Origin of the sequence: Pseudomonas sp. 58(2021), from assembly GCF_017491585.1 — a bacterium.
Lineage (GTDB): Bacteria > Pseudomonadota > Gammaproteobacteria > Pseudomonadales > Pseudomonadaceae > Aquipseudomonas > Aquipseudomonas fluorescens_BT.
This window is the reverse complement of record NZ_JAFGYZ010000023.1, coordinates 1-13,712: the sequence shown is the minus strand read 5'-3', so window position 1 is coordinate 13,712 and position 13,712 is coordinate 1. Positions and strand designations below refer to the sequence as shown.

At 62.3% G+C, this 13,712-nt stretch carries 12 protein-coding genes and 1 pseudogene; all 13 read right to left on the bottom strand.

Features of this window, described 5'->3' with window-relative positions; all coding sequences use genetic code 11:
- Positions 1-137: 137 nt before the first annotated feature.
- The gene (gene dtd / locus J5M72_RS23185) at positions 138-575 is read right to left on the bottom strand and encodes a D-aminoacyl-tRNA deacylase (RefSeq protein ID WP_207867212.1); all 438 of its coding nucleotides are present in this window, start codon (positions 573-575) and stop codon (positions 138-140) included.
- Positions 572-1,543: a prolyl aminopeptidase gene (gene pip, locus J5M72_RS23180; RefSeq protein WP_169428482.1), complete on the bottom strand. Its 972-nt coding sequence runs from the start codon at positions 1,541-1,543 to the stop codon at positions 572-574. The genes dtd and pip overlap by 4 nt, the downstream gene beginning before the upstream one ends.
- Before the next feature lie 104 nt (positions 1,544-1,647).
- Positions 1,648-2,565 (bottom strand): alpha/beta hydrolase, encoded by a 918-nt coding sequence (locus J5M72_RS23175; protein ID WP_207867211.1) that lies wholly within the window; start codon positions 2,563-2,565, stop codon positions 1,648-1,650.
- The gene (locus J5M72_RS23170) at positions 2,565-3,512 is read right to left on the bottom strand and encodes a choline ABC transporter substrate-binding protein (protein ID WP_041475116.1); all 948 of its coding nucleotides are present in this window, start codon (positions 3,510-3,512) and stop codon (positions 2,565-2,567) included. The genes J5M72_RS23175 and J5M72_RS23170 overlap by 1 nt, the downstream gene beginning before the upstream one ends.
- A 196-nt stretch (positions 3,513-3,708) precedes the next feature.
- Positions 3,709-4,512: an N-formylglutamate deformylase gene (hutG, locus tag J5M72_RS23165; RefSeq protein ID WP_207867210.1), complete on the bottom strand. Its 804-nt coding sequence runs from the start codon at positions 4,510-4,512 to the stop codon at positions 3,709-3,711.
- Between the two features lie 10 nt (positions 4,513-4,522).
- The gene (gene hutI / locus J5M72_RS23160) at positions 4,523-5,728 is read right to left on the bottom strand and encodes an imidazolonepropionase (RefSeq protein WP_169428479.1); all 1,206 of its coding nucleotides are present in this window, start codon (positions 5,726-5,728) and stop codon (positions 4,523-4,525) included.
- A 100-nt stretch (positions 5,729-5,828) separates the two neighbouring features.
- A complete protein-coding gene (gene hutH, locus J5M72_RS23155) occupies positions 5,829-7,361 on the bottom strand; it encodes a histidine ammonia-lyase (protein WP_207867209.1) in 1,533 nt (510 codons plus the stop codon).
- Between the two features lie 117 nt (positions 7,362-7,478).
- Positions 7,479-9,002 carry a histidine ammonia-lyase gene (gene hutH / locus J5M72_RS23150; RefSeq protein WP_207867208.1) on the bottom strand — a complete coding sequence of 508 codons (1,524 nt, stop codon included), beginning with the start codon at positions 9,000-9,002 and terminating at the stop codon, positions 7,479-7,481.
- 145 nt (positions 9,003-9,147) lie between these two features.
- Entirely contained in the window at positions 9,148-9,978 is an 831-nt protein-coding gene (locus tag J5M72_RS23145) for a glycine betaine/L-proline ABC transporter ATP-binding protein (protein WP_169428476.1), read from the bottom strand.
- Positions 9,975-10,826, bottom strand: a complete 852-nt coding sequence (locus J5M72_RS23140; protein ID WP_085711027.1) for a proline/glycine betaine ABC transporter permease — start codon at positions 10,824-10,826, stop codon at positions 9,975-9,977. Before J5M72_RS23140 ends, J5M72_RS23145 begins: the two co-directional genes overlap by 4 nt.
- Positions 10,827-10,896: 70 nt before the next feature.
- Complete coding sequence (locus tag J5M72_RS23135; RefSeq protein WP_169428475.1) at positions 10,897-11,865, bottom strand: ABC transporter substrate-binding protein; 969 nt, start codon at positions 11,863-11,865, stop codon at positions 10,897-10,899.
- 71 nt (positions 11,866-11,936) lie between these two features.
- Positions 11,937-13,409 (bottom strand): cytosine permease, encoded by a 1,473-nt coding sequence (locus tag J5M72_RS23130; RefSeq protein WP_207867207.1) that lies wholly within the window; start codon positions 13,407-13,409, stop codon positions 11,937-11,939.
- A 79-nt stretch (positions 13,410-13,488) separates the two neighbouring features.
- Positions 13,489-13,712, bottom strand: a pseudogene (locus J5M72_RS23125) (urocanate hydratase); the annotation flags it as partial.

The following is a 13,712-nucleotide window of genomic DNA, read 5'->3' as shown; positions in this document are numbered from 1 at the left end:
GACCAACGAACGCTGATCCCCGTAGCGCGCGATTATCTAGTAGCCCGCGTGACAACGCATCAGGGGTAACAAAGTATTTATCGCGAAAATTCCCTGTTTTCAGTCGAAAAGCCCTTAAAAACGTGTTTCAAGCACTTTCATGTCTGTAACAGGAAGGTTACCGGGCCGTCATTGACCAGGTGAACCTGCATATCCGCGCCGAATCTACCTGATGCCACAGTGCCATGCATCTGTTTCGCTTTGCTGAATAGATAGTCGAACAATTCCTCGCCCAGCGCCGGAGGGGCGGCGGTCGAGAAACTCGGACGCAACCCGCTTCTGGTGTCGGCAGCCAGGGTGAACTGAGAGACCAGCAGCAGCCCGCCGCCCACATCCGCCAAAGACAGATTCATCTTGCCTTCGGCGTCACCGAATACTCGATAGTTAAGCAGTTTATGCAGAAGTTTGTCGGCGCTGGCCTGCGTGTCGTCGGGTTCGACCGCCACCAGCACCAGCAATCCCTGATCGACGCTGCCGACCACCTCCCCCGCCACTTCGACCCGCGCGCCTTTCACGCGCTGCAAAAGCCCCTTCATGCTTCTTCGGGCGGCAGGTCGAGCAGGCGCCGGGCCATGTTGCTGGCGGCGCGTACCAGCGCATCGGTGATACCCGGTTCCGAGGCCGCGTGACCGGCATCGCGGATCACCTGCAGCTCGCTGTTCGGCCAGGCCTGATGCAGTTCCCAGGCATTGTCGAGCGGGCAGATCACGTCGTAGCGGCCGTGGATGATCACGCCGGGCAGATGGGCGATCTTGCCCATGTCGCGGATCAACTGGTTCGGTTCCAGGAAAGCGTTATTGGTGAAGTAGTGGCATTCGATCCGCGCGATCGACAGGGCGCGCTGCGGCTCGGAGAACCGGTCGACCACCAGCGGGTTCGGGCGCAGGGTCGCAGTGCGCCCTTCCCAGGTCGACCAGGCCTTGGCCGCGTGCATCTGGGCGATCTGATCGTTGCCGGTCAGGCGTTTGTGGAACGCGCTGAGCAGGTCGTCGCGCTCATCCAGCGGGATCGGCGCGAGGTAGTCCTGCCAGTAATCGGGGAACAGACGGCTGGCCCCGGCCTGGTAGAACCATTCGATTTCCTGCGGGCGGCAGAGAAAGATCCCACGCAGGATCAGACCATGCACGCGCTCCGGGTGGGTTTGCGCATAAGCCAGCGCCAGGGTCGACCCCCAGGAACCGCCGAACAGCACCCATTTGTCGATGCCCAGGTGTTTGCGGATACGCTCGAGGTCTTCGACCAGATCCCAGGTGGTGTTGTTTTCCAGGCTGGCGTGGGGGGTGGAACGTCCGCAGCCACGCTGGTCGAAGGTGACGATGCGATACAGATTCGGATCGAAGTAGCGGCGACTCTGGGCATCACACCCCGCGCCCGGGCCACCATGGATGAAGACCACCGGCAAACCTTCCGGTGAACCGCTTTCGTCGACGTACAGCGTATGGGTGTCATCGACGGCCAGATCGTGCCGTGCGTGAGGTTTGATCTGCGGAAACAAAGTCTGCATTGCGCGCTCCGTAAGGGGTCGAGGTCATCCCTGGGGGGACTTCTATTATTCTGCCGTCCGGCATCATAAACCCGATTTACGTCAATGAGCATGCCCGCGCGCTGTCACATTTTGTCAGTCATGAACCCCAGCAGGTTCTCAAAGAGACGATCGACCTCGGCGACCTGATGCCGCGCCCGCAGGCAACCGTGAACCAGCCCTTCGCCGTAGTACAGCGCCGCGTTGACGCCCGCCGCGTTAAGCCGTTCGGCGTAGCACACGCCGTCGTCACGCAGCGGATCGAACTGCGCCACGGCGATCCAGGCCGGGGGCAAACCACTGAAGTCATCGGCCAGCAACGGCATCGCATAGGCGTTCGGCTTCGCGGTGCCGCGCAGGTACAAGGCGTGATAACAATCGACATCGCTGCTGGCGAGCAGCGGCGCATCGGCGCATTCGCTGCGCGACGGTAACTCTGTGTCGCCTCCCAGCCCCGGATAGATCAAGACCTGCGCGCCCGGCAGCGGCTGGCCGGCATCGCGCAAGGCCAGGCACAACGCCGCCGCCAGATTGCCGCCTGCGCTGTCGCCGGCTACCAGCATCCGCTCGGCGTCGAACCAGAACGGCCCGCTGCGCAACGCGCGCCACACGGTCAGGCAATCCTCGAAACCGGCCGGGAACGGATGCTCCGGCGCCAGCCGGTAATCCACCGCCACCACCATTGCCCCGAGCGAGATGGACAGTTCACAGCAGATGAAGTCATGGGAATCCAGCCCGCCGACCACCCAACCGCCGCCGTGCAGATACAACACGCACGGCCAGCCACTGACCGATGGCCGGACGGGCGGGCGATACGAACGCACCGCCACCCCGCTCAACTGGAAATCCACCACCTCCAGACCCGCCGGTCGCTCGGGCGCGAAGGCCCGGCACATGTCGTCATAGGATTTGCGCAAACCCGCGAGGCTGCCGTCATCACTGGCGAAGCTTTCGGTTCTGGCGACAAACGCCGCCATCGCCGGTGAAAGTGGATAAGTGCTCATCAGTTTTTCAGGCTGGCCTGGACTGTGGCCACGCCGTCCTTGCCGTCAAAACTGCTGACACCCGCCAGCCAGCGTTGCAAGTCTTCGGGATGCTCACGCAGCCAGGTTTTCGCCACTTCCTGAGGTGTCTTGCGCTCCATGATCGGCACCATCAACTGGCTTTCCTGGGCGGCGGTGAAGGTCAGGTTTTCCAGCAGTCGATGGACGTTCGGGCAGCGCTCGGCGTAGTCCGGCGCGGTGACGGTGGAAACGGTGGCGGCGCCTTCGTTGGGGCCGTAAACGTCTTCGCTGCCGGTCAGGTAGGTGATTTTCATGTTGATGTTCATCGGATGCGGGGTCCAGCCGACGAACACCACGAATTCCTTGCGGTTCACCGCCCGCTGCACGGCGGCGAGCATGCCGGCCTCACCGGATTCGATGATCTTGAAGTCCTTCAGGCCGAAATGGTTGGTCTCGATCATGGTCTTGATCGTGGTGTTGGCGCCGCTGCCGGGCTCGATACCGTAGATCTTGCCGCCGAGCTGATCCTTGAATTTCGCGATGTCGCCGAAGGTTTTCAGCCCCGCCGCCGCAACATAGTCCGGCACTGCCAGCGTGGCCTGGGCATCGGCCAGGCTTGGCTTGTCCATCACCTTGACCTGATTGGCGGCGAGGAACGGCGCGATGTTCTTGTCCATCGCCGGTTTCCAATAGCCGAGGAAAATATCCAGACGCTTGTCGCGGATGCCGGCAAAGATGATTTGCTGCACGGCGCTGGTCTGCTTGCTCTCGTAGCCCAGGCCGTTGAGCAGCACGTCGGCCATGCCGCTGGTGGCGATCACGTCGGTCCAGTTGACCACGCCCATGCGCACGGTTTTGCAGGATGCATCGTCGGAAGCCATGGCGCCGGCGCTGAGCAGCGCACTGCCGGTCAGGATTAACGCACAACGAGTGAACAGTTTTTTCATGTGGGATCGTCTCGTGCGGCAGCGGTTTATTGTTCGGATCGGTGTCTTCTTGCACCGTGGCCAAAACATTACGCAGTAGGCGAGACGGAAAAGCGAACTGTGGCGACCGGGATTTGCACGGTGGCGACTGTCGGCCCCTTACTTGTGATCACCAAAAACTGTGGGAGCGAGCCTGCTCGCTCCCACAGGGGGAACCTTATGCGCTGTAGTGGGATTTGCCCCAGGCGAGCAGCCCTTGCAGCAACTCCTTGAGCACCACCCGCGTCGGCTCCGCCAGATCGGCGCGGTAGCGGAACGGTTCGAACTCTTCCATGTAGGTGCACTGGCCCAGTTCCAGCTGCACGGCGTGGATGTTCTCGGCCGGGTTGCCGTAGTGACGGGTGATGTGGCCGCCCTTGAAGCGTCCGTTCAGCACATGGCTGTAATCGCCATGGCGGGCACAGATCGCCTCCAGTTGCGTGGCCAGTTGTGGATCGCAACTGGCGCCGTTGAAGGTGCCGAGATTGAAGTCCGGCAGCTTGCCGTCGAACAAGTGCGGGATCACCGAACGGATCGAGTGCGCATCGAACAGCAGCGCGTAACCGAACTCGGCCTTCAGCCGCGCCAGCTCTTCCTGCAAGGTGCGGTGGTACGGCGTCCAGATCTGCTCCAGATAGGTCGCACGCTCTTGTTTCGACGGCTCCTGGCCTTCCTTGAACAACGGAATGCCATCGAACAGCGTCGCCGGGTACAGGCCGGTGGTGGCGCCGGCGTACAGCGGTTTGTCGTCTGACGGCCGGTTCAGGTCGATGACGAACCGCGAGTACTCGGCCGCCAGGGTGCTGGCGCCCAGTTCGGCGGCAAAGTCGTAGAGCTGCGGAATATGCCAGTCGGTGTCCGGCAGGCTTTTCGCGTCCGGGATCAATCCGGCCTCGACCGCCGGAGTCAGGCGCGCACCGGCGTGAGGCATGCTGATCAGCAGCGGCACGCGACCTTGTTTGAAGTTCAGAACCTTATCCACAACCACTCTCCTACAGACTTGATTCAACGCCGTGACGCACGACGCGTTTGTCCAGTTCACCACCCAGCCAGTACGCCAGATCCGCCGGCCGGTCGATCTGCCAGGCGACAAAATCCGCGACCTTGCCGGCTTCCAGCGAACCGTGGGTCTCGGCCATGCCCAGGGCTTGCGCCGCATGAATCGTGGCACCAGCCAGGGCTTCTTCCGGGGTCATGCGGAAACAGGTGCAGGCCATATTCAGCATCAGGCGCAACGACAGCGCCGGCGAAGTGCCGGGGTTGAGGTCGCTGGCGATGGCGATTTTCACCTTGTGTTTGCGCAGGGCTTCCATCGGCGGCAACTGGGTTTCGCGCAGGAAGTAGAACGCGCCCGGCAACAACACCGCGACGGTGTCGGATTCGGCCATGGCGATGGCGTCGGCTTCGTCCATGAACTCCAGGTGATCGGCGGACAATGCGTGATAACGCGCGGCGAGGCTGGAGCCGTGCAGCGACGACAATTGCTCGGCATGCAGCTTCACCGGCAGACCGAGTTTTTGCGCGGCGATGAACACCCGCTCGACTTGCTCCGGGGAGAACGCCAGGTATTCGCAAAACGCATCCACCGCGTCCACCAGACCTTCGGCGGCCAGGGCGGGGAGCATCTCGGCGCAGATGTGATCGATGTAGTCGTCGGCGCGATCCTTGTATTCCGGCGGCAAGGCATGGGCAGCCAGGCAGGTGCTGCGCACGCTGATCGGCAGCTCGGCGGCGAGACGACGGATGACCCGCAGGATCTTGCGCTCGCTGGCCAGATCGAGGCCGTAGCCGGATTTCATTTCGACCGTGGTCACGCCATCACGCATCAGGCTTTTCAGGCGTTTGGCGGCGCTGGCGAACAGTTCGTCTTCCGACGCTTCACGCGTGGCGCGCACGGTGCTGGCGATGCCGCCGCCGGCGGCTGCGATCTCGGCGTAGCTGACGCCTTGCAGGCGTTTCTCGAACTCACCGCTGCGGTTGCCACCGAACACGGTGTGGGTGTGGCAGTCGATCAGGCCGGGGGTGACCCACGCGCCTTGCAGATCATTGACCGCCGGATATTCGCCGGACGGCAATTGGCTGCGCGGGCCGATCCACTCGATAAGTGCGCCGGACGTCACGATGGCCGCATCCTCGATGATCGAGTAGACGCCTTGCGCCATGGTTGCGACGTGGCAGTGTTGCCAGAGGGTTTTCATCCCTTAGTCTCCACAGTATTCGTAATCGAATCGCCAGCAGGCTGGCTCCCACAGGTTGCGCGGTGCTCTTGTGGGAGCCAGCCTGCTGGCGATGAGTGCATCACAGGCTCGGCAGCAACTTAGCCGGAACCAGCTCCGTCAGAACCCGCGAAGCCAGCAGTTCGGTCGCCGCATTGATGTCCGGCGCAAAGAAGCGATCCTTCTCGTAGAACGGCACTTCGCGACGCAAAATTCCCCGGGCTTTTTCCAGTTTGCTCGAGGTCTTCAAGCCGTTGCGCAGGTCCAGCCCCTGCACCGCCGCCAGCCATTCCACCGCGAGAATGCCGCGAGTGTTCTCGGCCATTTCCCACAGACGCTTGCCGGCAGCCGGGGCCATCGACACGTGATCTTCCTGGTTGGCGGAGGTCGGCAGGCTGTCCACCGAATGCGGATGGGCCAGCGCCTTGTTCTCGCTGGCCAGCGCCGCAGCGGTCACCTGGGCGATCATGAAACCGGAGTTCACCCCGCCATTGGCCACCAGGAACGGCGGCAGTTGCGACATGTGCTTGTCCATCATCAGCGAGATACGGCGCTCGCTGAGGGAACCGATTTCGGCGATGGCCAGCGCCATGTTGTCAGCGGCCATAGCGACTGGCTCGGCGTGGAAGTTGCCACCGGAAATCACGTCGCCTTCGGCCGCGAACACCAACGGGTTGTCGGACACGGCGTTGGCCTCGATGACCAGCACCTCGGCGGCCTGACGGAACTGGGTCAGGCACGCGCCCATGACTTGTGGCTGGCAACGCAGCGAGTACGGGTCCTGGACCTTTTCGCAGTTCTGGTGCGAGTCGGAGACTTCGCTGCGCTCGCCCAGCAGATCGCGATAAGCGGCGGCGGTGTCGATCTGGCCTTTCTGGCCACGGGCAGCATGGATGCGTGCGTCGAACGGCGAACGCGAACCCAATACCGCTTCAACTGTAAGACCGCCCAGCGCCAGCGCGCCGGCGAACAGGTCTTCACCTTCGAACAGACCGCGCAACGCGAATGCAGTGGAAACCTGCGTACCGTTGAGCAGCGCCAGACCTTCTTTCGCCGCCAGCGTCAGCGGGGCCAGACCGGCGACTTTCAGCGCTTCGGTGGCTTCCATCCACTCGCCCTTGTAGCGCGCCTTGCCCTCACCCAGCAGCACCAGCGACATGTGCGCCAATGGCGCGAGGTCGCCGGAAGCACCCACCGAACCTTTCAACGGAATGTGCGGGTAAACCTCGGCGTTGATCAGCGCAATCAGCGCATCGATCACCACGCGGCGAATGCCGGAGAAACCACGGCTGAGGCTGTTGACCTTGAGCACCATGATCAGGCGCACCAGCTCATCGCTGATCGGCTGGCCGACGCCGGCGGCGTGGGACAACACCAGCGAACGCTGCAGGTTTTCCAGGTCTTCGCTGGCGATGCGGGTCGAGGCCAGCAGGCCGAAACCGGTGTTGATGCCGTAGGCGGTGCGGTTCTCGGCGAGGATCTGCTCGACGCAGGCGACGCTGGCTTCGATCTGGGCGCTGGCGCTGTTGTCGAGGGTCAGCTTGACCGGGTGCTGATAGACGTCACGCAGTTGGGACAGGCTCAGTTGGCCGGGGATCAGGTTCAGCGCAGTCATTTAAATGCTCCTTTTGAGGCATTGTTATTAACTACCAGTCGCTCCGGAGCATTCCGTTATCCGTCGCCTCTCGCCTTTTGGACGATCCGCGCCTTGGCACGCTGGTATGGGTAGTTGTCAGTGCAAATTCGGTAAGGCGTTGTGCAACAGGTTCGAGTCTTTCAGAACACTTGCAGCAGCGGCGATATCCGGCGCCAGCCAGCGGTCCTGATCGTAGGCCGGGACCTTCTCGCGCAGCAGTCGCCACGCCACATCGGTGCCCGCGCCGAAGCGCTGTTCCTTGAGAAATTCAAAAGCCTGTGCCGCCAGCAGGTACTCGATGGCGAGGATCTGCGTGCAGTTTTCCAGCGCACGGTGCAGCTTCAGCGCGGCGTTGGTGCCCATGCTCAAATGGTCTTCCTGCAGGCCCGAAGTGACGTAGTTGTCGAGCACCGCCGGTTGCGCCAACTGACGGTTTTCCGCACACAGCGATGCGGCGACGTATTGCACGATCATCATCCCGGAGTTCACCCCCGGGTTGGCCACCAGAAACGCTGGCAGCCCACTGACGTGCGGGTTGATCAGACGATCCAGACGTCGCTCGGCAATCGATCCGATTTCGGCCATCGCGATCGCCAGCAGATCCGCCGCCAGCGCCACCGATTGCCCGTGCGGGTTGGCCTGGGACATCACCCGGAAGTCGTCCGGCGTGCCCAGCAGCAACGGGTTGTCGGTGCAGCCGTTGAGTTCGGTTTCGATCTGCTTGATCGCGTGCTCCAGTTGATCGCGTGCGGCGCCATGCACCTGCGGGATCGAGCGGATGCTCAGCGCATCCTGAGTGCGAATGCCTTTGCTCTTCGCGATCACTTCACTGCCATCGAGCAGCGCCCGTAGATTGACGCCGACCTGTTGCATGCCCGGGTGCGGCTTGAGCGCGATGATCTCGGCATCGAACGCGGCGATCTGGCCGCGCTGGGCTTCGAAGCTCATGGCACCGATCACGTCGGCCCATTGCAGCAGACGCGTGGCGTCGGCAATCGCCAGGCAACCGAGGCCGGTCATGCACGGCGTGCCATTGACCAGACACAAACCGTCCTTCGCCCCGAGCTGCACCGGTTGCAGGCCCTCTTCAGTCAGCGCCTGCTGTGCGGACACCACTTGCCCGCGATAGCTGACATTGCCCACGCCCAGCAGCGCGATGCCGACGTGGGCCATGTGGGTCAGATAACCCACCGAACCCTGGGACGGCACCTGCGGGGTGATCCCGCGATTGAGCAGCGCCAGCAGCGCTTCGACCACCCGGCGATGAATGCCGGACTTGCCGTGGCTGTAGTTGCGGATCGCGGCGCACATGATGGCGCGGGTCTGCTCGTCAGCCAGTACCGGGCCGACGCCGCAGGCATGGCTGAGCAAGGTGTTGCGCGACAACTGGCTGAGCTGTTCGCCCTGCAGCGAAACGTTGGACAGACCGCCCAACCCGGTGTTGACGCCATAGGCGCGTTCGCCGCTGGCGACGATGCGCTGGACGATGCCCTGGGCGTTTTCAATGCGCGCCCAGGTCTGGGCCGACAGCTCGAGCTGCGCGCCGTGACGGGCGACTGCGACCACATCCTGCCAACGCATCGGGGCGTCGGCGATAACGATTTTTTCAGCCTGGGACATCACTTACCTCAACCATAATTTTGATGCAGCCTCACCGGCCTCATCGCTGGCAAGCCAGCTCCCACAGAATCTCCGCTGCTCACACAATCCCTGTGGGAGCGGGCTTGCCCGCGATGAGGCCAGTCTGTGCACTGCAAAACTCAGATCAGACCACCGCCGCCCGCCGCTGCACAAAGCGGTCGACATACTCGTCCGCCGGCGAGTGCAGGATCTCTTTCGGCGTGCCGACCTGGATCAGGCGACCGTCCTTGAGGATCGCGATGCGGTTGCCGATGCGCACGGCCTCGTCGAGGTCGTGGGTGATGAAGACGATGGTCTTGTGCAGGGTCTTTTGCAGCTCCAGCAACTGGTCCTGCATCTCGGCGCGGATCAGCGGGTCGAGGGCGCTGAACGCTTCGTCCATCAGGATGATGTCGGTGTCCGCCGCCAGGGCGCGGGCCAGGCCGACACGCTGGCGCATGCCACCGGAGAGCTGGTGCGGGTATTTGTTTTCGTAGCCCTTGAGGCCCACGGTGTTGATCCAGTGCAGCGCGCGTTCGGCGCACAGCTGCTTGCTCTCGCCGCGCACTTTCAGGCCGTAGGCGACGTTGTCGAGCACGGTCTTGTGCGGCAGCAGGCCGAAGCTCTGGAACACCATGCTGATCTTGTGCCGGCGAAATTCGCGCAGGGCGTCCATGTCGTATTGCAGGATGTCCACGCCGTCCACCAGGATCGCGCCGCTGGTCGGGTCGATCAGGCGGTTGAAGTGGCGTACCAGCGTCGATTTGCCGGAGCCGGACAGGCCCATGATCACGAAGATCTCGCCGGTGCCGATGCTCAGGGACAAGTCGTTGACCCCGACCACACAACCGGTTTCGTTCAGCACCTGCTCCTTGGTCTTGCCCTGGCCGACCATGGCCAGCGCATCCTTGGAACGGTTACCGAAAATCTTGAAGACGTTTTTGACTTCGATCTTGCTCACGGTTGCGTTGTTCATTTGCTCACCTCATGCCGTGGCCGACCATACGCCTGGGTAATGCGGTCGATGACCACTGCGAGAATCACGATCGCCAGACCGGCTTCCAGGCCGCGTCCGACGTTGAGGGTCTGAATGCCCACCAGCACATCTTCACCCAGGCCACGGGCGCCGATCATCGAGGCGATCACCACCATCGACAGGGCCATCATGGTGGTCTGGTTGATCCCGGCCATGATGCTCGGCAGGGCCAGCGGCAGTTGCACGCCGAACAATTGCTGCCAGCGGTTGGCGCCGAAGGCGTTGATCGCTTCCATCACTTCGCCGTCGACCTGGCGGATGCCCAGATCGGTCAGGCGGATCAGCGGCGGCGCGGCGTAGATCACGGTGGCGAAAATCGCCGGCACCTTGCCCAGGCCGAACAGCATCAGCACCGGAATCAGGTACACGAAGCTGGGCATCGTCTGCATGATGTCGAGCAGCGGCATCAGGAACGAACGCAGGCGATTGCTGCGCGCCGAGAGAATCCCCAGCGGCACCCCGATCAGCACCGAAATGACCGTGGCGACCATCATCAGCGCCAGTGTCTGCATCAACTTGTCCCACAGGCCGACGGCGCCGACCAGGAACAGCAGACCGACGATCACGGCGGTGGTCACGACTTTGCGGGTGGCGTGCCAGGCAACGCCTGCAACGATGGCCAGCATCAGCCACCACGGTGCAGCGCGTAACAGGCCTTCAAGGTTGACGATGGCCCACAGCAGGGTGTCGGAGATGTGGCGGAACACGTCACCGTAGTTGGTGACCAGTGCATCGACCCAACCGTTGACCCAGTCGGCGATGGAAAACGTAAAGCGTTCGGGAAACATAAGAGACTCTCAATCAAGGGGTTGCGATCAAGCGTCCGACTGCCGTTGCCGGCAGCCGGTGAAGCTCGACCTACAAGGCCGCGTCGATTTTCTTGGCTGCGTCGTCGCTCACCCATTTGTGCCAGACTTCAGGATGTTCCTTGAGGAAGATTTTCGCCAGTTTCGGCGACTCGATCCGCTCCTTGGTCATGCGACCCAGGTTCTGGTTCAGCAGGTCGATCGGCAGGTTGACCTTTTCCAGCACGGCCACCAGCTCCGGGGCTTGCTCGTGGAAGGCCTTGGACAGGCCGACCTTGATGGTCACGCGCTTGTCGACGCCCGGTTTCTCTTCCAGTTTGACGGCGTCGATCTGGCCCATCAGCGGGGTTGGCGACCAGTAGTAGAACAGGATCGGCTCGCCACGCTTGTAGCTCGACAGCACCGCCGCATCCAGCGCCGGGCCGGTGCCCGGACGGAAGTTGGTGTAGCTGTTTTCCAGGCCGTAGCTTTTCAGCATTTCGCTGTTGTCCAGCTCGCAGGTCCAGCCGGCCGGACAGTTGTAGAAGCGGCCCTTGGACGGTTCTTCGGCATCCTTGAAGATCGCCGAGTATTTGCCCAGGTCAGCGATGTTTTTCAGGTCCGGCGCCTTGGCTTCAATCTTGCGCTTGGCATCGCCTTCGATCACGTAGCGCGGCACATACCAGCCTTCAACCGCACCGACGACCGGCGCGCCGACACCGACGACCTTGCCGGCCTTCTCGGCCTTGTTCCAGACCTCGCTGCGGCCGACCCACTCTTCGGCGAACACTTGAATATCGTTGCTGCTCAGCGCGTTTTCCATGGTGATGGAGTTGCCTGGCAGGCTGTCGGTCTTGCAGTCGTAACCTTTCTCCAGCACGACCTGCAGCACGTCGGTGAGCAACATCGCGCTTTCCCAGTTCAAACCGGCGAATTTCACTGGTTTGCCGGACTCGCACCAACCGGCGGCCTGGGTGGCACCGGCACTGGCCAGCAGGCCCATGGACAGCAATGTGGTCAGCAGGGTCTTGTTCGATTTCATTGTTGTGACGCTCCTAATCATGAATTGGCTTACGGCAGTTCAAGAGGCATCCAGCCCTGTCCACGTCCAGATCAGGCCTGTGCCGCAGCGCGGCCGGTCCCGTTTGCTTCAGGTTGTACAACGCTGTTCTGCTCGACCGGCAGAATCAGGTGATCGGGCACGCTGCCGTGCCATTTCATTGCGCACAGGTAGTAAAGCGCAGCGGGCAGCACCAGACCGATGATCCACGAGATATCCACATCCCCCAGCGCGGCAACCAGCGGACCGGTATAGAACTTGGTGGAGATGAACGGCAGCTGCACCAGCACACCGAACACGTAGACGCTGATCCCGAGAATGTTCCAGCGACCGTAGCGACCGTTCGGATCCGCCAGCGCCGGTACGTCATAGCGCTCGCGAGTGATGCAGTAGTAGTCCACCAGGTTGATCGCGCTCCACGGCGTGAAGAACGCCAGCAGGAACAGGATGAAAGACTTGAACGCCCCGAGGAACGAGTGCTGGCCGAGCAGCGCCATCAGAGTCGCCGCTCCAACGATGACCAGCACGAACACCAGACGCTGCATGCGCGTTACTTTCAGGTCACCACGAAAACCGCTGATGATGGTCGCGATGCACATGAAGCTGCCGTAGGAGTTCAGCGTCGAGATGGTCACCTTGCCGAACGCGATGCTGAAATACAGCAGCGCAGCGGTGGCACCGGTGCCGCCCAGACCGACGATGTAAGCCACTTCATGGCCGGCAAACTGGCCGTTGGCCGAAGCCGCCGCGAACACACCGAGAATCATCGCTACCTGCGCGCCGATCACCGAACCGGCACCGGCGGCGAAAAAGGTTTTCACCGAGGAAACCTTGCTCGGCAGGTAACGCGAGTAGTCCGCCACGTAAGGGCCGAAAGCGATCTGCCAGGACGCTGCGAGCGACACCGCCAGCAGGAAACTGCTCCAGCTGAAGTGGCGAATTTGCAGGAGTGCGCCGACGTCCACCTGACTCATCAAACGGCTGAACAGATAAACGAAAGCAATCACGCCAATGACACTGGCGATACGACCGATCCAGTGGATCACCCGATAGCCGAGCACCGTGACCACCACGATGACGCTGGCGAAAAGCAGGATGCCGACGGTGTCACTGACACCAAACAGCTGGCCCAGCGCCTGACCGGACAGCACAGTCCCGGTGGCGGTGAAGCCCAGGTACATCAGGCACACCAGCACGATCGGGATGGCTGCGCCGTAAACCCCGAACTGCACACGGCTGGAGATCATCTGCGGCAGGCCCAGCTTCGGCCCCTGCGCCGCGTGCAGCGCCATGACGCCGCCGCCCAGCAGTTGACCGATCAACAGACCGATCAGCGACCAGAACACATCGCCGCCCAGCACCACGGCCAGGGCCCCGGTGACAATCGCAGTGATTTGCAGGTTGGCACCCATCCACAGGGTGAACTGACTGAATAGACGACCGTGTCTTTCCGCTTCCGGGATGTAGTCGATCGAACGCTTTTCGATCAACGGTTTACTGCCTGCACGATCGGTGTTGCCCGCCATGATTCAACCTCTGTGGATTGTTCTGGGTTTTGTTGCTGTATTGGCTAGCGGGAGCGAGCGCGCTCGCTCCCGCCGTTTTTTATTTGCCGGTGATCATCGGCAGGTTCAGCCCCTGCTCCTTGGCGCAGTCGATGGCGATCTGGTAACCGGCGTCGGCGTGACGCATCACACCGGTGCCCGGGTCGTTGTGCAGCACGCGAGCGATACGCTCGGCCGCTTCATCCGTACCGTCGCAGACGATCACCATGCCCGAGTGTTGCGAGAAGCCCATGCCGACGCCGCCACCGTGGTGCAGCGACACCC